This window comes from Paenibacillus sophorae, assembly GCF_018966525.1.
In the GTDB taxonomy this organism is placed as follows: Bacteria; Bacillota; Bacilli; order Paenibacillales; family Paenibacillaceae; genus Paenibacillus_AQ; species Paenibacillus_AQ sophorae.
Genome location: NZ_CP076607.1, coordinates 2681280 through 2703332, shown reverse-complemented (window position 1 = coordinate 2703332; position 22053 = coordinate 2681280). Strand labels below are relative to the sequence as shown.

Genomic DNA, 22053 nt, shown 5'->3' with positions numbered 1-22053 from the left:
CCATAGATAAATAAAGCTAATAATAGCTTCTCCTAGAAAAATATTGAAGCATAATAATCACATCAGTTCGTCGCTGGCGCAATATCCATTGTCTGGAAGGTTTTGTTTTTGACCAAAAGGAAAAGAACCCGAACCATTTCCGCTCTCACGATGGCTCGGGTTCCTTCCTTATTTTAATCCGGCAATCCGGTAAATCTTGTCGATATCGAGATGCGCTCTGGCATGGTCTGCCAATCGATCGAACGCTGCCGTTTTGCGTCTCTGGAAATGGATGTCCGTTTGAAGAGGGGCAAGCCCTTTTTCCTGCCGGATCAGATTAAGCCATTTACGCCGGAATTCATCGTTTTCGAATATCCCGTGGAAATAAGTACCCCATATCCTCCCGTCGGCCGACAGCAAGCCGTCTTCATGACTGCCGATTTGAAACAGACCTTCCACGGGTTCCAGCTTCTCCGTTTTGCCCATATGAATTTCGTAACCCTCCACGGAAATGCCTTGCAGCTCCAGCCATTCCGGATGATTGCAAGCTACAGTTCCCCGGACTCTCTCCGTTCGTTTATCGGGATAAAAGACCGTTTCCGCCGGCAAAAATCCCAGTCCGGCCGCTTCGCCTTCCTCCGACTCCACTTGATGGGGATCGCTCAGCCTCACCCCCAGCATCTGGTATCCACCGCAAATGCCCACAAGACGGGTTCCGGACTCGACCTTTTTCCTTACAGCTTCCGCCAGTCCCGATTCCCGCAAAAAGCCCAGGTCAGCCAGTGTGTTCTTCGTTCCGGGCAGCAGAATGACATCGGGATTGCCCAGTTCCTCAGGACTCTGTACATAACGCACCTGTACATCCGGTTCAGCCCCGAGCGGGTCGGTATCCGTAAAGTTGGAAATCCGGGGTAACCGGATAACAGCGACATCGATGTCGGCATCCGGATTCAGGTTATCCTCCTGATGATCCAGGGCCACCGAATCCTCGGCCTCGATATCGATCCCGTTCAGGTGGGGGACCACGCCAAGGACAGGTATCCCCGTACGCTGCTCCAGCCAGTCGAGCCCAGGCTGCAGGATCGTAGCATCCCCCCGGAATTTATTGATAATGAAGCCTTTTACCCGGCTCCGTTCATGCTCTTCAAGCAGTTCCAGCGTTCCGACGATAGAAGCAAACACACCGCCTCGGTCAATATCCGCGACCAGAACAACTGGAGCATCCGCCCACGCAGCCAGACGCATATTGACAATATCCCGGTCCTTCAAATTGATTTCCGCCGGGCTTCCCGCCCCTTCGATCACAATCACATCATACTCAGACTTCAAACGGTCAAGAGCGTCCCGTACAATTGTACCCGCTATGGGCAAGTACTCCTCGCGGTAGCGCCGGGCGCTCATTTCCGCATGCGGCCTGCCGTGAACGACAACCTGGGCGGTCATATCCCTTGTCGGTTTGATAAGAATGGGGTTCATGTCCGTTGTAGCCGTAATCCCGCAGGCTTCCGCCTGAACGCCCTGCGCCCGGCCGATCTCTTTGCCGCACAAGGTAACATAGGAGTTCAATGCCATATTTTGAGATTTGTAGGGCGCCGTCTTAAATCCGTCCTGATAAAAAATTCGGCAGACCGCCGTGGTGATGATGCTTTTGCCTACGTCGGACGCCGTTCCCTGGAACATGATCGTTTTCGCTTTACTCAGTTTCCCTCACCTCTTGACCATCGCATTCAGTCCACTCCCCATGCTTAAGGGGATTCTCCCAGAATGGCTTCTTCCCGATATGCGCGAGCCATGAATTAATGACTCCGCCATGGGTAACAATTACTATCTTGCTGTAATCCTGCCCGCTCACTTCCTTCATAAAATGGCACACCCGGCTGCGGACTTCGGACAGTGATTCTTTCCCGCCGGGCGGGGTCTGCATCTCCATCTGCTCGTACCACCGGGTCATTTCTTCGGGAAAGCGGGCCATCGCTTCTTCATAAGTCAATCCTTCAATCCAGCCGAAATCCGTTTCTCTTAGTCTTGCATCCGAAATGATCGGAGGACGGCTTCGCCCCGCTTCAAATACCGCCCGCTGCACTTCAGCGGCTGTCTCGCGGGCTCTCCGCAGATCGCTGCAATAAATGGCATCCAAACGGAAGCGCGCCAATGCGCTGCCGAGTTCCTTCGCCTGATTCCTGCCCAGCTCATTTAACGGCAGATCGGTATGTCCTATGTAGCGCCGCTGCGTATTCCAATCCGTAGCTCCATGCCTGGCAAATATAATCTTGGTCAGCGGGACGTCCAATCTGTCCCCTCCGCTCCCTGCCGATTGCAGAGAGTGTTCCGAAGCGCGGCAATCAAGCGTTCATTCTCCATACATGTTCTAACCGCAATACGAAAGTATCGCGTATCCAGACCGGTAAAGCCTGTGCACCCGCGAATCAGAATGCCCTGCCGCCCCAGTGTGAGCTGGAGCTCCGAAGCATCCGGTCCGGACGCAGCGGTGCGGACCAGCATGAAATTAGCTTTTCCTGGATACGGCAGACAACCGATTCGCTTTAATTCCTCTTCAAGCCAAGCCCGCTCCACGGCGACGAGCCGCTTCGTGCGCGTTTCGTATTCGGTCTGGTTTAATGCGAACACTCCAGCCTTTTGCGCCAAATGATTAACGCTCCAAGGCACCTGAAGCTTCCGAATGAACGAGATATTGTCCGGATGGGAGGCGGCGTAGCCAAGGCGCAATCCGGGAATACCGTAAAATTTGGTCATGGACCGAATAACGATTACATGCCTGGAAAATGCCGCCTCGCGGATGAAAGACAGCTCTTTCTCGTCCTCGAAAAAGTCAATGAACGCCTCGTCGAGCACGAGTATGGTATTATGCGCTATGGCTGTGTCCGCAAGACGAACCACGGCTTCCCTGCTCAGCCACTGTCCCGTAGGATTGTTGGGCTGGCCAATAAACAGCAGGTCCGCTTCTTCGCAAGCGGCGAGCAGCGCTTCCTCGGGAATGGCGAAGCCGTCGTCCGCAGAGGCAGGAACGGATAGAACTTCGGCGCCGGCTTTTAACGCAGCTTCGGCATATTCCAGGAACGCCGGATCGACCACCGCCACTCTCCCCGGCTTAAACCCTCGCACGATCAAATCAATGACTTCGGCGGCCCCGTTGCCAACCAGAATGGACGCGGGCTCAATATTGTATTTTTGCGAAATGGCTGTTCGCAGTTCCCGGGATTCAGGGTCAGGATAGTGAACCAGCCCCGTCCATTCCTTATGAAGGACATCCTTTAACCCCGGCGGCGGTCCTAGCGGATTAATATTCGCGCTGAAATCCAGCATTTCCCGGGCAGGAACTCCGAACAGTTCAACCGCTGTAGTCAAGTCCCCTCCATGGCCGTTTCGCTCAAGCATGCCTTTCCCTCCTATTATTAGAACAAGATATATACCGCAGCCAGGAGACCCGCAGTCTCTACCAGCTCGTTTAAAGCTCCATACGTATCCCCGGTTAAACCTCCAAGCCTCCGGACAAAATGACTGACGCACAGCCAGGCGGCTGCGGCCTGAATGCCGGAAAGCCAGAACCATCCGTAGGAAGGCTGGAGAATAACCGGGAACAGCAGCAGCAGTATGGCTCCTGCAAGATAACCGGCACGGGCTTCCTGGAACAGCCCTCCCATGCCTTGCTCCCCTCCAATATATGGCCGCCGGATAATGGCAGCCACCATAGCCCCCCGGCTTACGGCCGGAATGGTCAGCAGCAAGCAGAGCAGCATGCTCCCGGATATCGAGCCCTGCCGCAGTCTGTCAAGCAGAGTCCAAAGGGAAGCCCATTTCACTAACAGCACGAAGAACGCCGCCAAAACACCCATTGCGCCGACACGGCTGTCCTTCATGATCGCCAGCATCTGCTCACGCGGCCGATGGCTTCCGAGTCCGTCCGCCGTATCCATCAAACCGTCCAAATGCAGACCTCCGGTCAGAAGGGTCCAAATGAGCAGCACTACAGCCGCATCGAGAGGAGCCGAGCCGGATGACAGCACCACCAAAGCCAGATAAAGAATAAAGCCGATAACAAACCCCACAACCGGATAAAACAACACGCTCCGGCTCACATAGCGCTTGTCATATTCCACTTGAACGGGAATCGGAAGCCGGGTAAGAAACTGGAACGCCACTATCAAAGAAATCAGCCATTGTCTCATTTTATCTCTCCAATAAAAAGGCTTCCCGCCGCGAGTAGCAATAAGATCATGATGAGTGCCGCGGTCAGCCTTAGAATCTTTATCGTCTGCCGGATATCTTCCGCTGCCAATTCCCTAATGGCGGTTCCCATTCTGGCTCTCTCCGATACAATGCCGCCATAGCTATTGAACCCGCCAAGCTGAATTCCCAGCGCTCCGGCAACCGCAGCCTCAGGGATACCGCTGTTTGGGCTCGGATGCTTCGCGGCATCGCGCCGCATGGCCTGCCAGGCCCTTCCGGCATTCAGCCCTTTCGTCGTAAGCGCCGCAGCCCAGAGCAGCAGCCCCGTTATTCTGGCAGGGATATAGTTCAGCACATCGTCAAGCCGGGCGGAAGCCCAGCCGAAATAACGGTATTTATCGTTCTTGTAGCCGACCATCGAATCCAGCGTATTCACCGCACGGTAGAGTAGAGCCAGGGGAGCCCCGCCGAGCAGCGCGTAAAATAAGGGAGCAACCACAGCATCGACAATATTCTCCGCAACCGTCTCTACTGTGGCTCTCGTGACTTCCCGTTCCGATAAAGCATGCGTTTCCCTGCCCACAATGTAGCCGACATAGGTTCTGGCGCTGTCCAAATCACCCTTGGCTAAAGGGCGGAATACCTGCATGGCCGCGTCACCCAGGCCTTTGATGGCAATCGTGGTTGAAATCAGCCAGACTTCCGCTAATGACCGGAATATAGGGTGTATGAGTCCGGCGAGCCACAAAATCAGGAAAGCGGCGGCGTACACGGCGGACAACACCACCAGGACAAGGAGTACGCCAAGCGCTCTCTCCCTCGCTCGCCCAGTTCCCCATTTCCGCAGGGCCGATTCCGTGGCCGATATGATCTTTCCTATCCCAATCACCGGATGCGGAATGCCGCGCGGGTCGCCGACCAGCAGATCAATGACAATCGCTGTAATCACAAACATAATTCCCTGCAAAGGTTACTGCCCCTTTCCGCCCAACCGCCAGGCCGCTTCCCGTAAATTCAAAGGAATTCCGCAAACGACCAGAAAGACTTCGTCGGCTTGTTCGGCAAGCGCCTGATTCACCTGTCCGGCTAGATCGCGGTAAACTCTGCCCAAAGGATACTCGGGAACAAGTGAGTCGCCTACTTCATTGGTGACGAGAACCGATGAGAAAGGAGCCTGTTTCAGCAGGCGGGCAAGCTCCCGGGTTCGTTCAAGAATAGATTCACTATGCTCCGGTATCATCCAGCGCTCTTGTCCCGCTTCGTCCGGCTGTAACAGCAGGTTCGAAATCCATAAGGTAATGCAATCGATCAGGACAACGGATACCGGTTCTTCCGACAGCCGCCGGATGACGGATTCCAGCTCGTACGGCTCTTCGACCGTCCGCCATTCCGCGGGCCGCCGGTCCTGGTGTAATGCCGCCCGTCTTTTCATCTCGTCATCGTAAAGTTGGGACGTGGCTATATACATAACTTCCTGCCCCCCGGTCAGTCCCAGTTCCCCGGCATACTGCTCGGCAAAACGGCTCTTGCCGCTTCGCGCCCCTCCGGTGGCAAGTATCAGCTTTTTTTCATAGAACTCCGCTTCAACCATCATTTCCTCCCTGCCACACCCCAAGGTCAATATTCAATCCCGAGAACCGCGGGCACCCCATCTTTGTAATAATGCTTAACCGCCTGAACCTCGGACACCAGGTCCGCCAGTTCCAGAATTTCCGGTTTCGCCTGGCGCCCGGTCAGGACCAGATGCAAATACTTCGGCCTTTGCCTGATTAAATCCAGCACTTCGCCAAGGGGAAGGACGTCGTCAACCGGGAATTTCTCAATCGCGAGCGCATTGTTGATCTCGTCCAGCACCACGACATCCCAATCGCCGCCAAGCACTTCTTCTCTGGCGGAAGCCCATGCCTCCCGCAGTGCGGAGCGGTGCTCTTCCGGCGTCTTCGTCCAGGTGAATCCCACGCCAAGCTGCCGGATCTCCACCCCTAGTTTACGAAGGGCGATATGTTCTCCGTATGTCCTCTGGGGTGATTTGATAAATTGCAGAATCAGCACTTTGTAGCCGCGTCCCGAAGCCCGCACCGCGAGCCCCAGCGCAGCTGTCGTTTTGCCTTTGCCGTCGCCTGTATAGACAAGGGTATAGCCCTTGCGGTTCGTTCTCCGGTCAGGCTGTTCCACTGGCCTCGCCTCTTTTCCGGCTGTAATGTAAGCAGCGCTGTATAAAGCGCTCCGCGACTTTCGGATTGGACGCAAAATGAAGATGCGTGTAGCCTGCCATCACATTATCCGAGAGGTAGCCTTCAAATCCCGTTCCGCGCAGACCTTTCGTTTGATAAACATAAGGGTAATCCTCCTGGTCCGCCGTCAGTTTGGAATAATGGAATTCATGGCCCCGAATGGCCTCGCCCGCTTCCATGAGCAGACAGTCCCGGAGCGCCGTGGCCTCACGGTAGCCCAGAGCAGCGAGCTTATCCTGCATGGCAACATCCGCAGGGATAAGTCCGACCATGGCATGGGTTTCTCCGGCGCGGTCGGTAATCGAACGAGTAAGATACATATACCCTCCGCACTCGGCAAAGACCGGCAGCCCTTCCTGAACGCGGGCTTGCAAATCCCGCTTCACCCGCTCATTCGCCGCAAGACCGGCTGCAAACTCCTCGGGGAATCCGCCGCCGAGATATACACCGTCCGCATCGCCCGGCACGGTATCGCCCGCCAGGGGACTGAAATACACCAGTCTGGCGCCATATTGCTCAAGCAGTTCCAGGTTCTCACGGTAGTAGAAGTTGAACGCCGCGTCCCGGGCGACGGCAATCGTCGGCCCAGGGTTCGGGCGCGGCCCGCCGCTGAACAGCCGTTCCTTCGGCCATGCAAGCGAAGGGGCCGTACCCGCCAAGGATAATACCGACTCGATATCCACGCCGCCTTCGACCAGATCGCCCACCCGGTCAAACAAACCGTCCAGCTCTCCCCGTTCAATGGCCGGAACGAGACCGAGATGGCGCTCGGGAATGCTTAGCCTGTCGTCCCGCCCCATCCAGCCGACAACGGGAATGCCGCATTCCTGTTCAATCGCGGATTTGACGAGCTGATAATGCCCTCGGCTTCCGCACTTGTTGACGATTACACCGGCGATGCGGATGCTTTCATCCAGCTTCTGGTATCCCAGCACGACAGCAGCCGCGCTGCGGGCCATGCTCTGCGCGTTCACAACGAGAATGACCGGACTCTCCAGCAAGGCGGAAATCTCCGCCGTCGAACCGGTGTTGGACAACGGGTCCTTCCCGTCGTACAGTCCCATGACTCCCTCGATAACGGAGACATCGGCTCCTTCGGAAGCTCTGAGAAATATTTCACGCATGATATCATGAGACAGCATCCAGGTATCCAGGTTGCGCGACGCCCTGCCCGTTACGGCGGTATGATAGGTCGGATCGATGTAATCCGGGCCGCATTTGAAGCCCTGAACCTGAAGACCCCGGCGCTTCAGTGCGGCCATTAACCCAATCGTTACCGTCGTTTTACCGGCGCCGCTGCCCGTGCCCGCAATGACGATCCGGTTTCGGTTCCCGCTCATACTCTCACCTGCCCGCTAGATGGAAATGGGACGCGGGCGATGGAGATGGTGACGTTGCCGCTCTTTCTTTTCTCCAGCAGCCAATCCGCCGCTCCCGATGAGCGGAGCGCCGCAGGCTCACTGACACCATATGCGCCCGTATATTTATACACCGTTTCGGACGGATTTCGAAGAGGAACCTCATTCAGCTCGTCCGGCGTATACAGTTCAAGCTTCCACTTATTCTTCCGGCAGACTTCAAGAAGCCCCTCTTCATCCTTTTTCAGCACGATGGTGGCCGCATTGCGGACGCTTTTAACGGACAGCCGGAGCTCTGACAGTGTGCTTATGATCGTATGCTCGATCTCCTCCGCCGATGTCCCCCGGTTGCAGCCGATGCCGAGGACGAGCGTCTTGGGCCTGTACAGCACCCCATTCTTAAGCAGCGCAGCTTCTTCCCCGGCTTCCAGCAGCCGGTCCGTAACCACTAGCGCCGCGTCAAACTCTGCTTGCATCGCTTCACTGGCGTGACCATAGACGGCGATATGCGGCGGCAGCGGCTTGTCATAGGTCCACCACTGCGTCTCGCCCGCTTCCTGCACAACGGCGATCCGCTCCTCATTGACCACCGAAGCGCTGACGGGCGTCGCCTTATCAAAGCTTTCGATTTCCCAGCCGAATCCGCGTCCGAACAGATCCACCGGGATCGTCCCCTGTACATCGGATGCGGTCGTGATGACAGGACGGGCGCCGAGCGCTTTCGCCACCTCCAGCGTTAGCTCATTGGCGCCGCCCAGATGGCCCGAAAGCACGCTGATCACATGCTGGCCGCGATCATCGATCACGATGACCGCAGGATCTTTTTTCTTATCTTCCAGAATCGGAGCGATCATACGAACGACGGCTCCAAGAGATATGAAAATAATAAGTCCTTTATAAGCTTTGAACAGGTCCGGCAGGATCAGCTTTACGGACCCCTCGAACAGACCGTACCCGAGCTCTGTCTCATCTCCCCGGGCAAATTTACTCATATAATAAAGGTCGGTTCCAGGGAAATCCGCAGCCAAGGTTCGGGCCATTTCCACCCCATGCTTGGTGATCGCGACGGCGGCATAAGGCTTAGTCATAAGCGGCCTGCCCTTTCCGGTAACCGTGGGTAAACGACTTGTCATATAGCTTGGAGCGGTGTTCATCACGGTCAACCATCCCCGGGTCAAGAGCCCAGCCTGCCAGGATCATGGCATGCATGCGTATTCCCGCTTGCCGCAAATCGCTGTTGAGATGCCGGAGCGTCGTACGCACGATTTTCTGATCCGGCCATGTGGCCCGCTGAACGACGGCGACCGGCGTGTCCTCCGACCAGCCCGCCTCCACAAACTCTTTGACTACCTTCTTAGCAAGCGTAGCGCTTAAAAACAGGGCGATCGTACAATGATGGGAGGCGAGGTCGCGGAGCTTCTCCCGTTCCGGTACGGGCGTCCGTCCTTCGGCCCGGGTCAGGATGACCGTCTGGGTCAAATCCGGCACCGTCAATTCGGCGCCCAGCACGGCAGCCGCAGCAAAGACAGAGCTGACTCCCGGCACGATCTCGTAGGCGATACCGCGCTGTTTCAGCAGAACCATCTGCTCTAGGATCGCGCCATATACGGCCGGGTCGCCCGTATGTACGCGGGCTACGCTTTTTCCGGCCAAGACGGCCTCCGCCATCACTTCGACCATTTGCTCCAGATCCATCCCGGAGCTCTGCAGTACCTTCGCATGACTGCCGGCACGGGCGACAAGTTGTTCGTTGACGAGCGAATCGGTGTACAGGACGAGATCCGCGTTCATCAGGATGTTCAGGCCTTTCACTGTAATAAGATCAGGATCTCCCGGACCGGCGCCGACAATATACACTCTCGGTTCAAGCTTCACTATTTTTTCACCGCCATTAACGTCAAATATTCAAGCTCCTGACCTTTTAATTCCCGCACATTTCGCCAGATCAGCTCATCAGAAGAGGTTACTTTCATGACCACCGAAGCTTTGTCTACAAGCTCCATCTCCTCCAGCAGATCGATAATCAAATCCAGCACTTTGGCCACCTTGATGAACACAACCGCATCATGGTCTTCAAGGGCTTTCTTCATTGCGGAACGATCGTTCCTGGCTGGAACAATCGCCACCTGTTCGTCTCCGTCGGCCAAAGGAAGTCCCAGGCGGGCGGCAGCCCCCAGGACGGAGGAAATGCCTGGAACGGAAAGGACAGGGACTTCGGGATGGAGTTCCTGCACCAGACGGGCCATATGGATAAACGTGCTGTACAGATTGGGATCGCCTTCCGTGACAAAAGCGATATCGCGCCCTTCCTTCAGGTGCTCCCAGCACTGGGAAACCGTCCGGCTCCACTCCCTATCAAGGGTTTCCTGATTCTTGGTCATCGGGAATACGAGACCCAGCATTTCTTTTTCCGCTGTATTAATATATAATTCTACGATTTCAAGCGCGTAGGATTTGCCCCCCATCCGCTTCTTGGGATAGGCGATAACCGGACATTCTTTCATCAAGCGGAACGCCTTAACCGTGATTAACTCCGGGTCTCCCGGACCTACGCCGATCCCATATAAGGTTCCTGTTTTTACAGCTGTCGTTGTCATGGTTGTTCGGTTCCCCCTCTTTCACTTCCGGGCTTCGCAAAGCCGGTGATCACATAAATGGGATTGAGTCCTTCGAAGCGGGTCATGTTCAAAATCGGCTTGCTGCGCGAAATCTGCACCAGCGTAATCCGGGAATCGAAGCCGTGATCGGCGAGCGCCTGCTGGGATTCGGACAACGTCTCGATCGTAGCCGCGTTCACGACAATACGTCCTCCCGCTTTCAGCCTGGAGCAGCAGATCCGGATCAACTCCCGCAGTTCCCCTCCGCTGCCGCCAATAAATACCGCATCCGGATCGGGAAGCTGATCAAGGCCACTAGGGGCTTTGTCATGAATCACCGTAAAATCCGCACGGAATTTCTTCCGGTTCAGCTCAATGTTCTCTATATCACCAGCGTTTTTCTCGATGGCAAATACCTGCCCGTAAGGCGCCGACAATGTACACTCGACAGCGACCGATCCAGAGCCGGCTCCAATGTCCCAAACGGTGCTGTCTTTCTTGAGCTTTAACTCGGCCAGACTGAGTACCCGGACTTCCTTTTTAGTAATCAATCCTTTTTCAGGCTTCCGCTGATAAAATTCATCGTCCTCTATGCCATATCCGAGCTGCGGTGCCGCAACCCCGGGCTTTCGGCGCAGGATGACGACATTCAGGGGTGAAAATTCCGACCGGGACATCTCGTCCAGCGTCCAGAATCCGCATCTTTCATGCTCGCCGCCCAAATTTTCCACAACAAAAGCCTCATATTCATTGATTCCAAAATCGATCAGATAACGGGCAATCGCAGACGGACTGTTCTCGTGATCGGTCAGCAGGGCAATCTTCTCTTTGCCGTTGATTCTCTGCGCCAGCCCTTTCATCGTCCGGCCATGGACGCTTTCCATTGCGGCATCCTGCCAGCTTTCCCCCATTCTGGCAAAGGCCAGCTGCACCGAGCTTAAATAAGGATGAACCTCTACCGCATCCGCACCCAGCTTCTTCACCATGTAACTCGCGATACCGTAAAACAGCGGATCACCGGAAGCCAGCACGACGACATCTTTGTCTTCCCTGAGTTCAGCCAGCCGTTCGACAGTGCTTCCCAGCCCACCCTTCAATATAATAGTTTCTCCCCGGTAATCAGGGAAAAACGACAGATGTCTCTCGCCCCCGGCAAGCACATCCGCCCGATGAATCCGTTCGAGGGAAGCCGCGGACAGCCCCACGGGGCCTTCGTCTCCGATACCAATTATCTTGATGCGCTTATTCACTCCGTTCCTCCCTCCCCAATATCTCGCCTTTCATCGTGACCAGCACGACTTCAACCGTTACTCCTCCCCCGATATGCTCAAGACAGTGACGGCAGGCGTATTCACTTAACTTATCAAAAAAACCGGGCAGCCCCGCTTCGATAACGAGGTCGGCAGCTTGAGTCGCCGTGTTGCACTCCAGAATCGCCTCCTGAAGTTCGAGCGACGCGCCCGTCTCGGCAGCGGCCTTAGCCAGAAAACCGAAATCGACGGCGGCGCTTTTGGAGTGAACCATCATTACGCCCTGGGCTACTTTCGAGAATTTGCCGATCATGCCGACAAGGCTGACGGTGCTTATTCCGAGGCGTTTAACATGCTTCAGGGAGAAGCCGACAAAGTCGCCCATCTGGATAAAAGACTCTTCGCTCAGCTCAGGGTTTAGCTTCATCGCATATTTCTCGCTGCTGCCGCCTGTGGTCAGAACAACCTGAGTGCAGCCGGAAGCCCTCGCCACCTGTATGGCTTGAATAATACTCGCCTTATACGCGGACGTGGAAAACGGCACCACGGTCCCTCTCGTACCCAAAATCGATATCCCGCCGACAATGCCCAGCCGGCCGTTCAAGGTCTTCTTGGCGATTTCTTCTCCGCCGGGCACGGAAATGACCACTTTAACGCCCCGATCTATGCCGTACTCCTCCAAGACCTCCTGAACTTCCTTCCGGATCATCCGGCGGGGAACCGGATTGATGGCTGCTTCGCCTACCGGGATCGGAAGCCCCGGCTTGGTGACACGCCCCACCCCGGTGCCGCCGTCAAGTTCGATGCCGCTGCCGTCTGTCCAGGCCGCCATGGCGACAATTCTTGCCTTATGCGTAGCGTCCGGGTCATCGCCCGCGTCCTTGATCGTCGCGCACTGCGCCGTATCCCTACTAAATTCACCCTCCAGGATAGTAAACGTATGGAAAAATCCGGCAGGCAGCCAGATGGTGGATTCATTAACCCGGGTATGGGTAGCCAGCATCATGACCGCGGCTTTCGCCGCCGCAGCCGCGCAGGCGCCTGTTGTAAATCCGTGCCGCATCTCTTTAGGATTATTCTCTGGTTCCACAAAATCGCTCATGAGATCCCTTCCCTGATTTACGCTTTTTTCTCCGCCATAACGGCAAGGGCATTAACAGCCGCCACCACAACCGTACTGCCGCCCTTCCGCCCAAGGTTGGTAATAAACGGAATATCGAGCTTGCGGAGCTCATCCTTCGATTCCGCAGCGGACACAAAGCCTACCGGCATGCCGATAATTAGATCCGGCTTTGCTTCCCCTTCCTTAACCATACGGATCAATTCAAGAAGGGCTGTAGGGGCGTTGCCGATGGCGTAAATCCCCCCCTCCGCTTCGCGCACCGCTTTACGCATGGAAATGATGGCGCGGGTTGTATTTAACCGTTTCGCTTCCTCCATCACATCGGGGTCCGAAATGTAGACGTCGACGCTTCCGCCAAACTTTTGAATGCGCGGCTTGCTGATACCTACCTGGACCATCTGCACATCGGCAACGATCTTCTTTCCGCCAAGAATAGCCGCTATTCCCGCTTCAATCGCTCTCGGGTGAAACACAATATTCCTGCCAAGCTCGAAGTCCGCCGAGGCATGAATGATTCGCTGGACGACCGGGTACTGCTCGGGTGTAAAGGGATGTTCGCCCAGTTCTTCCGTGATGATCTCGAAGCTTTTGCTCTCAATCTCCTGAGGCTGTACAGTCAGCGGTTTAAATTCCGTCTTAAAGTCCATAACATTTCTCCCCTGTATTCGGATGATATAAAATGAACTTGAGATTTTCCCATTTGTGTGTCGTTCGCAACTTCGAGAAATGTTTGGACTTCCGGCCGCTGTTGTCTCCAGATTTCTTGATTTATACCATCCTTCGTGGATGAAATCCGGAGACAGCTTATGCTTTCGAAGCGAGCTTTCCTACGGAAAGCTTTCGGGCGGTCGCTATCGCTCCTACAGTTCCAAACTTCCCCTTCGTTACTCCTTACCCTTATGCTATTTTTTTCAAGTTCATTTTATTTAGCGGGCAACTTGTTCCAACCGCTCAATGACGTCCTGGAAATTCGTAAACACAGCGCCAAAATCAATTTCCGGCCGGGAAATTAATATTACCTGAATACCCAACTTCAGCGCGGCTTCAATCTTCTCGTCGACAGCCCCGGTTTTGCCGCTCTCTTTCGTGACCATCACCGTCGTGCCGTACTGCCGGTAAAGAGCTTCATTCAGCTCCCGGGTGAACGGTCCTTGCAGGGCAATGATGTTCTTTTGCTCAACGCCGAGCTCTTCGCATTTCTCCATATTATCGTGCCGGGGCAGCATGCGGGCTACCAGACGGATGTCCGGATCTCCGAGCAGATGCTTGGAAAAAATATGCAGTGTCTTGCTGCCGGTGGTCAGCATAATGGAGCCCTTACGTTTCTTGGCTTCTAACGCCGCTTCTTCATAGGAAGAAACAACCGTAAGCTTCGGATCGTCGCCATAGACTAAGGACGCCCGTTCAAAACGAATATAGGGAATACCTGCCTCCTTCGCGGCTTCCATCGCGTTCCTGTGCGCTTCTTCAGCAAACGGATGGCTCGCGTCAACAATGGCCTTGACTTCTTCTTGGCGTATCAGCGTCACGATTTCATCCTTGGCCAGACGTCCGACGCGTACGGGCAGATTGGCTTCCTGCAAACTTTTCGCCGCATTATCGGTAACAACCGATGTCAATATTTCAAATCCGTTCTGTTGTATCAAGGCAGCGAGTTCTCTCGCATCGCTTGTACCGCAAAGGGCAAATATCATACCGCTTCCTCCTCAAGATGTTCCTGATGCCCTTCTGCGCGGCTATGATCCCACATGATGGTGATCGTGGTCGTTATGATGGTTGTCATGATCGAGCCCGTGGTCGTGATCGTGCTCGTGATCATGATGATGATCATGATGATGCCCATGCGCGTGGCCGTGGGCATGCCCGTGATCATGATGGTGGTCGTGTCCGTGATCATGCTCGTGGTCATGATGATGGTGATGATGCTCATGATCGGCCGCAGCAGCCAACCGGTATTGGCACATATCACAGTTCATAAAAGCCTGCCCTTCCACCGCTTCGGCAACCCGGTCTAGCAGCGCCTCAACCAGTTTCGGATGAAACCCGAAATACCCTGCAAGCTCAACTGTGATATCCGGGTGCAATGCAGCAAATTCCGCTGTCATTTCCTCAATGCGCTTAATCAAAATTCCTGTAAACAGAAAGTAAGGAAGGACGAAGATTTTTTTCGCGCCAAGCCGTAAGACTCTTTCCAGGCCATCCTCAAAGGTAGGCTCCGTAACGCCAATAAAGCAGTTTTCCACCCATTTGACCGGAAGCTGCTCCCACAGAAGGCGGGTCATCTTAAAAAAATCGCCGTTGGCATCGCCGTCGCTGCTCCCCCGGCCAATCAGCAGAACAGCCGTTTCCGGTTCGCGCAGTCCATGTTCTATAGGCAGCTCCGGGCTGCCGGTCTTAAATCCGGCGGACGCCACACGGGAGGTCAGGATCTCCATCACCTTCTGATGCACGCCAATCGGACGCCCGTAGACGAATTCCACGGCTGGATACAGCTTTTTGGCCCGATCTATCTCAAAAGGGATATGAATTTTGGCATGACCCGCCGCGAACAGCATGATCGGAATTACGACCACCCGAGCAGCTCCCTGCTCAACGCAGCGGGCTATTCCCCGGGCAATATCCGGCTGCACAAACTCCAAAAAGCAGGTCTCTATCTTATACTGAGGCGCAGCCAGGCGCACCGTATCGGCAAACTGCAGCAGCTCCTCGTTCCCTTCGGGGTCCCTGCTTCCATGCCCTACCAACAATATCGCGTCCATCTTCTTCCTCCTCATGATCGTTAATCGCCGCAGACCGCATCCGCCAAAGTAGCGGCAGCCTGTTCCTGACGTCTGAACCCGGCAACCGTCCCCACACGTTTAAAAAACTTATGAAACCTTTCCCCCGGAAAAGCCTTCTCGGTATATTCCCGGAAAATCCGTTCCACCGTATCTACAATTTGATCCGCCTCAATTCCTTCGGCTGCAGGCTGCGCCGGATGGGCGTTCCGCCCGATCGTCTTGCCGCCCAGGAACAGGTCATACGCCCCTTTGCGGTATACAATGCCGATATCCTCCAGCACAGCCCCGTAACAGGCCATGCCGCAGCCGTTAAAGCCGATTTTGAATTCTTTGGGCGTTTTCAATCCTCCAATGGCGCGGTTCAGCTCTTCCGCGATGGGGATCGACCCGTCTTTCTCCAAATTGCAAAAATCGCAGGCTTTAATTTGCGCAACATCGCCAACCGGGAAGACCAGCAGCTTCTCCGCTTTCAGCTCCGCGACGACCCGCTCGGGATCGCCGCCGGGGATGCGCAGAATGATTTGGTGATGCGGGGTATACTCCATTTCCCCTTGTTCACCTGCGATTTCCGCAAGCAACGCCATTTGATGGGCGGTGAATTTCTTGTTCGCGATGCCCGGCGCCACTCCCACCTCAAAAAGAGCGTTCAGATTTCCGGCGGCAGATGGGGCGGACGGGTTCGCGGCGGCAGACGGGGCGGAACCCGCGTAGCCCCCGGAGACGATGCCTTTGGCCTCGAGGATTTGCAGCGCCTCCATAGCCGCTTCAAGAGGGCTGAACGAACCCGCACTGTATGAGGCGGGTGCCGGGAAATCAGGCTGGACGGACCCTGCTTCACCGCTCTCTCCGGCCTGTTCCTTCGCCCCCAGAGACCACGGCTCCGCCGCTACTTGAAGACGCTCGCTGGGTCTTAGTCTCTGCTCTTCCGAGTCCAACGTATATTTCCGCTGGTAGCCTCTCGGCGTAATCATTAAGCCGTCATATACCACCGTCGAGGAGTTACCGATAATAACCGTGGTGAGCATCCCTATTTCATACTCCAGCATGTCTGCGAGCGTGGTAAGCACCACCTGCTGCCGGTCCCGGTAAGCGCTCTTCACCAGGCCTACCGGCGTATCCGGGGAACGGTACCCCAGCAAAATCCGCTGAGTCTCGGCGATCTGCCGGGTACGTCTCCCGCTTCTCGGATTATAAAGAGCGATGACAAAATCCGCCGCAGCCGCCGCTTCCACACGTTTGGCGATGGTGTCCCAGGGGGTTAAATGATCGCTCAGGCTGATCGTACAGGCATCATGCATAATTGGCGCCCCTAGGAGCGCGGCACAGGAGTTGATCGAGGATATTCCGGGAATAACCTCTACTTCCACTCCTTCATCAGCATTCCATTTCTTTTCCATCAACACTTCATAGATTAGCCCGGCCATTCCGTATACCCCAGCGTCGCCGCTGGAAATAACCGCAACCGTCCTACCCATATACGCCTGCCGTACAGCTTCCTGGGCACGGCTTACTTCTTCCGTCATGCCCGTTCTTACGATCTCCTGTGTGGTCAGAAGGCCCCGGATCAAGTCCACATAAGTGTTATAGCCAATAATGACTTCACTTTCCTCGATAGCCCTGCGGGCACGATCCGTAATATGTTCAAAAGCACCCGGGCCAAACCCGATCACCAACAGTTTGCCTCTCTTCTGTTCCATTGTGCTGCCTCCTCTGTATGAAACAACTATCCTATCCCCGTAACGCCAAGCTTTCCTTAGAGGAAGCCGGGTTCGTAGACTCACTGAACCGCAAAACCGAATTCATCTTCTTCGGGGGCCGGACTCGGGATGCCGAGATCTTCAAATGTGGCCATCTTCGCAACCAATTGGAGGGCCGATTCGATTACAGGCAGGGCGAGTGCGGCTCCTGTCCCTTCTCCAAGGCGCATGTCCAGATACAGCACAGGCTTCAGCCCAAGCTCATCCAGAACGATCCGGTGCGCCGGTTCAACGGACAAATGGGAAGCGAATAAGTAATCCTGGCAGCGTGGTTCGATCCGGCAGGCAGCCAGCGCCGCAGCCCCTGTAATCACCCCGTCAATAACCACCGGAACCCTGCGTGCCGCCGCTCCCAATATCACACCCACCAGCCCGGCGATTTCGAGTCCCCCTACCTTGGCAAGCACGTCGACAGCGTCACCCGGATTAGGCCGGTTGACCTGTATCGCCTGTTCGATCACCTTCGTTTTGGCGGCTAACGCTTCGTCGTTGATACCCGATCCCTTTCCGGTGATCTGTTCTACCGGATGGTTAGTGAACACTGCCGTCATGGCGCTGCTCGGAGTCGTGTTGCCGATGCCCATTTCCCCTAAACCGATCACTTCGATCCCTTTATCAGCAAGCTCGTAAGCCGTATCAATCCCAACATGAAGCGCGGCAACCGCTTCTTCCTTGGTCATTGCCGGTCCTTTGGCCATATTGGCCGTTCCCGGGCGAACTTTCCGCTGCACTACACCTTCCGGCAGGTCTGTCAGCAAAGTCCCGATATCGACAACGTGAACCTCCGCCCCCGCTTGATGTGCGAGCACATTAACAGCAGCGCCTTGGCGAATAAAATTCGCCATCATCAGCCCCGTAACTTCCTGCGGATAGGCGCTGACGCCTTCCTGAACGACCCCATGATCGCCGCACATCACGATAATCGCTTTATTGTCCACACTCGGCTCCACGCTGCCCGTTATACCGGCAAGCCTTACAGCGATCTCCTCCAGACGGCCAAGACTTCCCAAGGGTTTGGTTAAGTTGTTAACGCGTCTTCTCATTTGATGCATCGATACAATATTCAGCCGTTCAATCCGATTGACCACCTGCAATAATTTTTCCACGTAAATCACAATCCCCTCTATCATCTATTAGAGACGTATGTAACAACAATTTGAGAAACAAAAAAAGCACTCCCTACACAAAAAGAGCGTAGAAGTGCCGTTAATCGCCGAAATACAAGCGTGCTCCCCCTTCCTATCCTCGTAGGTCAGTCGTGCTGTTGAAAAAGGCAGGTCTCCTGACTTGTGGATCGGACGCAAAAACCGAGATCATAATGACCCGGTTGCTTAAAGCCTTCCCGTTTGACACAGTGGCTTAAGCCTGCTCTCCATTTACAGTGGCGGGACCGCGACGGATTTTCACCGTTCTTCCCTTTTAAGAAACGCCTCAGCGTTTCACCTTTTCACTCATATGCTGTTGTAGACAAGATATGCTTACAATACGCCTATTATAACTTGAGATTTAAAGAGAAGTCTAGCTTCGTGCCATCCCCGGTTGGGATGAGCTCAACCGTTGTGATCGAAACGGAGATGCACTTGCCGCCCGAATCAAAGTGTAGGTATAGACAATGCGCTCTTCCGATACTTTTTTATTGCGAGGGTGCTCGGCCCTATCACCCCTCTTTCACAAGTAATCCCAATAAGCTAAAACTTGCCGGCTCCGCCGTTCCTAGTTCCTCCGTTTTTGCATGATCAATCGCGGATACTACCTTGGTAAAGGTCTCAATCTGCTCATACATCAGGTCTAAATCTATTTTTTCAATATATCCATTGCCTCCTACCACACAAAGGTAATCGGGTCCTGGCACAAGGGATATCGTTGGGATGTTCGCTTCGTAAAGAGGCTGGCCTTCTCCAAAATAAAATTTGCCTTTGGGCTTCGAGGTGATGGTTCGGACTTTTGTGCGTCCTTGAATGGCGTTCAGATAGATCCTGTCCATGGCCGGATTGCCATCCCAAACGCTCGATTGTAATTCCAGCTACTGCTTTCTTATTAGTTCCTTCTCCTTCGATTGCGCCACTCTTTAGGAATTTGTGAAAAGTATTTAGCCATAGCGAGCAGGGCAATTCCCCCATTTTCCTCACAAGTATTCGGACCGTCCGTGTGGGTGTTTAAAATGATCGTCTCGTCATCATTCATGCCAGGCAGCACAGCGTATATCGTATCACTCCCTGCTGTATGATCAACCTCTGCATGCAAAGCTTCCGTTCTCCTGTAGCACGGACAATCCCCAGCTTCTGGCTTGCTGAATTTCAACTCTCCACAGATCTCCGGATTCCACAAGAATCAAACACTGTGCTCCTCTTGACCGCTAACATATTACATGTTATGTTTTTTGTAATTTGTAATATAAAAATAGGGCTTTCCGCCTAATTCAATGGAAATGGGGTGAATCACGATGCCGAAAACTGGATTAACTTCTGAAGAAATCAAAGAAAAGGCTTTGCAAATCACAGAAGAAAAGATTCGTTATTATGGATTCGATAAGTTCCGCTTAACGGATATCGCCAAGGAGCTGAAAGTAAGCCATGCCGCTCTCTACAATCATTTTCCCGACAAAGCGGCTCTGCTTGACGCCATTTCCGAACGTTGGCTAGCCCGGATGGACAACACGCTGGAACTCATAACCCAGCAAGAACGATCCCCGCGCCGGTTGATTATCGAATGGTTCCTGAAATATCACGAACTGAAAAAAGAGAAGGTTCTAAAAGATCCTGAGCTTTACAAATCGTTCAATATGGCAGCGGAGCTGCTGAAGCCTTTTATTGTACAGCATTTGCATAACGTAAATGAGCAGCTTGTGGCGCTGGTTCAAAAAGCGATAGCTGCCGGAGAAATCCGCGGAGAACCGGAAAACGTGGCTGTACTCCTGCTGGAAGCCACCACCTCCTTCCACCATCCGCGGATGGTGCTGGATCATAAAGATGAACAGCGGGAGATGCTGCTGCAAAAGGTAGTCGAAGTATTGCTGGACGGGTTCCAATGAGTATAGTGTGAGGAGAGAGATTTTGTGAAGATCGTCAACAAATTACTGCTGATCACGATAGTGCCGATTATCCTGTTTACTTTAATCAGCTATTTTTATGTGATTCCACAAGTAAGAGAAAGTATTTATCTGGAGAAGGATCAGCAGCTTAGAACTAATGTAGAAAGCGCATATTCCGTCATCACTTATTATGCCGGGCTCGCTGATCGAGGGGAACTGACAACAGAGGAAGCGCAGGCCAGGGCCCTTGAAGTTACCCGTAACATCCATTATGGACAAGACGGATATTTTTGGATGGACAACACCAATTTATTCAATATTATGCATGGTGGTGATCAACCGGAAATCGTCGGAACGGACCGAAGCAATACAAGAGACGCCAGAGGAAATTATCCGATAAGAGACTATGTCAAAGGAGCGACCGAGCATAAGGAAGAAGGGTTTTATTACAATACTTGGTACATAAACCCGAACGCACCGGAGCCCGCGCATCGCAGGCTGTACAGCAAGCTCTATGAGCCTTGGGGCTGGGTACTTAGTACCGGAATCAATGTCGATGATGTAGAGGAGACGGTTGGACAAGTCGTCACAGCGGTTATCCTGGCCAATTTCTTTTTGATTGCCATTACTTTGTTGTTTACATATTGGTTTTCGCGAAAAACGATCACTAGGCCGCTAAATAATATCATTGCAAAATTGCAGGAAATGGCCAATAGCAGCGGAGATTTGACGCAAAAAGTTGAAATACATAAAAAGGATGAGCTTGGAAAGCTTGCCGGAATCCTCAATGATATGATGGAAAACTTGCGGCAATTGATCAAGCAGATTGCCCAATCTTCGCAGCAGGTGGCTTCCGCCGCTGATGAGCTTACGGCTAACTCTGAACATTCGGCTCAGGCGGCGAACCAGGTGGCTTCACTGACTGCAGAGACCGCGGCGGGAACTGAGAAGCAGTTGGCCAATTCGGCCATCGCGTTAACCATGGTTGAGAACATAGCTGCTGGGATACATCAAGGCATGAATAACGCCAACGACACGGTCAACATCAGCAGACAGGCAGTAGCCATCGCAGTGGACGGCAACGAAACGATCACCACAGCCATTGACCAAATGGAGAATATTCAACGTAAGACTAATGACTCGGTTAAGGTTATGGAAGAATTGGGAGAAAACTCAGAGGAAATAGGCAAGATTATCAATGTAATCGCCGGCATCGCCAGTCAAACGAATTTGCTCGCGCTGAACGCCGCCATTGAAGCAGCCAGGGCAGGCGAGCATGGCCGAGGCTTTGCTTTGGTCGCTGATGAGGTGCGCAAATTGGCTGATGAATCGCAGGCGGCAACACAGCAAATTACTGCCATTATCAGCAAAATTCAGGAAAGAACAAGTACTGCTGTCAAAAGCATAAGCGAAGGCAGCCTTGAGGTGGAAAAAGGAGCGGAAGAAGTAAATAAAGCAGGAGCTGCTTTTCAAACCATTCTCCAGCAAATTAATGAAGCCGCGGAGATTGCCCAAGGTTCGGCCGCTACGCTGTCGCAGTTGGTTGATAGCAGTGACCAGGTATTATCGACAGTGGGAGAAGTAGATGAGATCAGCCGGGAGATCACGCGGCAGGCCCAAACGATAGCTTACTCGGTAGAAAGCCAGTCAGCCGCAATGCAGGAAATCAATGCATATTGTCAGGCGCTGACTTCATCCGCCGGTCAGCTGCATGATGCAGTGAAACGTTTTACCGTTGATTGAACTCTCTCCTCCC

Annotated in this window: 22 protein-coding genes and 1 riboswitch; of the genes, 2 read left to right on the top strand and 20 right to left on the bottom strand. The window is 53.9% G+C overall.

The genetic code is table 11. The features are described 5' to 3' along the window. Nucleotides 1-168 precede the first annotated feature (168 nt). The 20 genes from KP014_RS12725 to KP014_RS12630 all read right to left on the bottom strand — a co-directional run bounded on the left by KP014_RS12725 (nucleotide 169) and on the right by KP014_RS12630 (nucleotide 19510). Entirely contained in the window at nucleotides 169-1659 is a 1491-nt protein-coding gene (locus KP014_RS12725) for a cobyric acid synthase (RefSeq protein WP_090834119.1), read from the bottom strand. Nucleotides 1660-1672: 13 nt separating this feature from the next. Beyond that, complete coding sequence (locus KP014_RS12720) at nucleotides 1673-2269, bottom strand: histidine phosphatase family protein (protein WP_051500618.1); 597 nt, start codon at nucleotides 2267-2269, stop codon at nucleotides 1673-1675. Further along, nucleotides 2254-3375, bottom strand: a complete 1122-nt coding sequence (cobD, locus tag KP014_RS12715) for a threonine-phosphate decarboxylase CobD (protein WP_090834117.1) — start codon at nucleotides 3373-3375, stop codon at nucleotides 2254-2256. Before cobD ends, KP014_RS12720 begins: the two co-directional genes overlap by 16 nt. A 17-nt stretch (nucleotides 3376-3392) precedes the next feature. Then, complete coding sequence (cobS, locus tag KP014_RS12710; RefSeq protein ID WP_036593400.1) at nucleotides 3393-4166, bottom strand: adenosylcobinamide-GDP ribazoletransferase; 774 nt, start codon at nucleotides 4164-4166, stop codon at nucleotides 3393-3395. Further along, a complete protein-coding gene (gene cbiB / locus KP014_RS12705) occupies nucleotides 4163-5122 on the bottom strand; it encodes an adenosylcobinamide-phosphate synthase CbiB (RefSeq protein ID WP_036593409.1) in 960 nt (319 codons plus the stop codon). The genes cobS and cbiB overlap by 4 nt, the downstream gene beginning before the upstream one ends. A 15-nt stretch (nucleotides 5123-5137) precedes the next feature. After that, the gene (gene cobU, locus KP014_RS12700; RefSeq protein WP_051499810.1) at nucleotides 5138-5761 is read right to left on the bottom strand and encodes a bifunctional adenosylcobinamide kinase/adenosylcobinamide-phosphate guanylyltransferase; all 624 of its coding nucleotides are present in this window, start codon (nucleotides 5759-5761) and stop codon (nucleotides 5138-5140) included. Nucleotides 5762-5784: 23 nt separating this feature from the next. Then, complete coding sequence (gene cobO, locus KP014_RS12695; RefSeq protein WP_036593403.1) at nucleotides 5785-6342, bottom strand: cob(I)yrinic acid a,c-diamide adenosyltransferase; 558 nt, start codon at nucleotides 6340-6342, stop codon at nucleotides 5785-5787. Beyond that, nucleotides 6329-7741 (bottom strand): cobyrinic acid a,c-diamide synthase CobB, encoded by a 1413-nt coding sequence (locus tag KP014_RS12690; protein WP_036593404.1) that lies wholly within the window; start codon nucleotides 7739-7741, stop codon nucleotides 6329-6331. Before KP014_RS12690 ends, cobO begins: the two co-directional genes overlap by 14 nt. Further along, nucleotides 7738-8847: a cobalt-precorrin 5A hydrolase gene (locus KP014_RS12685; protein ID WP_036593405.1), complete on the bottom strand. Its 1110-nt coding sequence runs from the start codon at nucleotides 8845-8847 to the stop codon at nucleotides 7738-7740. The genes KP014_RS12690 and KP014_RS12685 overlap by 4 nt, the downstream gene beginning before the upstream one ends. Next, nucleotides 8840-9634, bottom strand: coding sequence for a precorrin-4 C(11)-methyltransferase (gene cobM / locus KP014_RS12680; protein WP_090834116.1), 795 nt, complete (start codon nucleotides 9632-9634; stop codon nucleotides 8840-8842). Before cobM ends, KP014_RS12685 begins: the two co-directional genes overlap by 8 nt. After that, nucleotides 9634-10356 (bottom strand): precorrin-2 C(20)-methyltransferase, encoded by a 723-nt coding sequence (cobI, locus tag KP014_RS12675; protein ID WP_036603482.1) that lies wholly within the window; start codon nucleotides 10354-10356, stop codon nucleotides 9634-9636. The genes cobM and cobI overlap by 1 nt, the downstream gene beginning before the upstream one ends. Further along, complete coding sequence (locus tag KP014_RS12670; RefSeq protein ID WP_036603486.1) at nucleotides 10353-11606, bottom strand: bifunctional cobalt-precorrin-7 (C(5))-methyltransferase/cobalt-precorrin-6B (C(15))-methyltransferase; 1254 nt, start codon at nucleotides 11604-11606, stop codon at nucleotides 10353-10355. The genes cobI and KP014_RS12670 overlap by 4 nt, the downstream gene beginning before the upstream one ends. After that, the gene (locus tag KP014_RS12665; protein ID WP_090834115.1) at nucleotides 11599-12708 is read right to left on the bottom strand and encodes a cobalt-precorrin-5B (C(1))-methyltransferase; all 1110 of its coding nucleotides are present in this window, start codon (nucleotides 12706-12708) and stop codon (nucleotides 11599-11601) included. Before KP014_RS12665 ends, KP014_RS12670 begins: the two co-directional genes overlap by 8 nt. Nucleotides 12709-12725: 17 nt before the next feature. Further along, a complete protein-coding gene (locus tag KP014_RS12660) occupies nucleotides 12726-13376 on the bottom strand; it encodes a precorrin-8X methylmutase (RefSeq protein WP_036603488.1) in 651 nt (216 codons plus the stop codon). A gap of 279 nt (nucleotides 13377-13655) precedes the next feature. Continuing rightward, on the bottom strand, nucleotides 13656-14423 hold the full coding sequence (cobK, locus tag KP014_RS12655) for a precorrin-6A reductase (protein ID WP_036603491.1): 768 nt from the start codon (nucleotides 14421-14423) through the stop codon (nucleotides 13656-13658). A gap of 42 nt (nucleotides 14424-14465) precedes the next feature. Further along, nucleotides 14466-15488 (bottom strand): sirohydrochlorin chelatase, encoded by a 1023-nt coding sequence (locus KP014_RS12650; RefSeq protein WP_036603493.1) that lies wholly within the window; start codon nucleotides 15486-15488, stop codon nucleotides 14466-14468. A gap of 20 nt (nucleotides 15489-15508) precedes the next feature. Beyond that, nucleotides 15509-17206 (bottom strand): precorrin-3B C(17)-methyltransferase, encoded by a 1698-nt coding sequence (gene cobJ, locus KP014_RS12645; protein ID WP_090834114.1) that lies wholly within the window; start codon nucleotides 17204-17206, stop codon nucleotides 15509-15511. A gap of 80 nt (nucleotides 17207-17286) precedes the next feature. Then, a complete protein-coding gene (gene cobT, locus KP014_RS12640; RefSeq protein ID WP_175491842.1) occupies nucleotides 17287-18372 on the bottom strand; it encodes a nicotinate-nucleotide--dimethylbenzimidazole phosphoribosyltransferase in 1086 nt (361 codons plus the stop codon). Nucleotides 18373-18521: 149 nt separating this feature from the next. Further along, nucleotides 18522-18728: riboswitch (cobalamin riboswitch) on the bottom strand. 195 nt (nucleotides 18729-18923) lie between these two features. After that, nucleotides 18924-19250: a hypothetical protein gene (locus tag KP014_RS12635; protein ID WP_036596376.1), complete on the bottom strand. Its 327-nt coding sequence runs from the start codon at nucleotides 19248-19250 to the stop codon at nucleotides 18924-18926. A gap of 53 nt (nucleotides 19251-19303) precedes the next feature. After that, complete coding sequence (locus KP014_RS12630) at nucleotides 19304-19510, bottom strand: hypothetical protein (RefSeq protein WP_036596378.1); 207 nt, start codon at nucleotides 19508-19510, stop codon at nucleotides 19304-19306. Between the two features lie 199 nt (nucleotides 19511-19709). Here KP014_RS12630 and KP014_RS12625 point away from each other — a divergent pair, with 199 nt between their 5' ends. Together KP014_RS12625 and KP014_RS12620 are read left to right on the top strand one after the other, a co-directional pair. Continuing rightward, nucleotides 19710-20297, top strand: coding sequence for a TetR/AcrR family transcriptional regulator (locus KP014_RS12625; RefSeq protein ID WP_036596380.1), 588 nt, complete (start codon nucleotides 19710-19712; stop codon nucleotides 20295-20297). 24 nt (nucleotides 20298-20321) lie between these two features. Further along, nucleotides 20322-22040, top strand: a complete 1719-nt coding sequence (locus KP014_RS12620) for a methyl-accepting chemotaxis protein (RefSeq protein ID WP_036596383.1) — start codon at nucleotides 20322-20324, stop codon at nucleotides 22038-22040. The last annotated feature ends 13 nt before the right edge of the window (nucleotides 22041-22053 follow it).

Bases quoted from the DNA above. Each gene is read 5' to 3' on its own strand.
- cobJ (WP_090834114.1), bottom strand. From the start codon at position 17,206: ATGGAACAGAAGAGAGGCAAACTGTTGGTGATCGGGTTTGGCCCGGGT.
- KP014_RS12725 (WP_090834119.1), bottom strand. From the start codon at position 1,659: ATGTTCCAGGGAACGGCGTCCGACGTAGGCAAAAGCATCATCACCACG.
- KP014_RS12625 (WP_036596380.1), top strand. From the start codon at position 19,710: ATGCCGAAAACTGGATTAACTTCTGAAGAAATCAAAGAAAAGGCTTTG.
- KP014_RS12685 (WP_036593405.1), bottom strand. From the start codon at position 8,847: ATGACTAAGCCTTATGCCGCCGTCGCGATCACCAAGCATGGGGTGGAA.
- cobD (WP_090834117.1), bottom strand. From the start codon at position 3,375: ATGCTTGAGCGAAACGGCCATGGAGGGGACTTGACTACAGCGGTTGAA.
- cbiB (WP_036593409.1), bottom strand. From the start codon at position 5,122: ATGTTTGTGATTACAGCGATTGTCATTGATCTGCTGGTCGGCGACCCG.
- KP014_RS12650 (WP_036603493.1), bottom strand. From the start codon at position 15,488: ATGGACGCGATATTGTTGGTAGGGCATGGAAGCAGGGACCCCGAAGGG.
- cobK (WP_036603491.1), bottom strand. From the start codon at position 14,423: ATGATATTTGCCCTTTGCGGTACAAGCGATGCGAGAGAACTCGCTGCC.
- cobI (WP_036603482.1), bottom strand. From the start codon at position 10,356: ATGACAACGACAGCTGTAAAAACAGGAACCTTATATGGGATCGGCGTA.
- cobU (WP_051499810.1), bottom strand. From the start codon at position 5,761: ATGATGGTTGAAGCGGAGTTCTATGAAAAAAAGCTGATACTTGCCACC.
- KP014_RS12665 (WP_090834115.1), bottom strand. From the start codon at position 12,708: ATGAGCGATTTTGTGGAACCAGAGAATAATCCTAAAGAGATGCGGCAC.
- KP014_RS12635 (WP_036596376.1), bottom strand. From the start codon at position 19,250: ATGGACAGGATCTATCTGAACGCCATTCAAGGACGCACAAAAGTCCGA.
- cobS (WP_036593400.1), bottom strand. From the start codon at position 4,166: ATGAGACAATGGCTGATTTCTTTGATAGTGGCGTTCCAGTTTCTTACC.
- KP014_RS12690 (WP_036593404.1), bottom strand. From the start codon at position 7,741: ATGAGCGGGAACCGAAACCGGATCGTCATTGCGGGCACGGGCAGCGGC.
- KP014_RS12660 (WP_036603488.1), bottom strand. From the start codon at position 13,376: ATGGACTTTAAGACGGAATTTAAACCGCTGACTGTACAGCCTCAGGAG.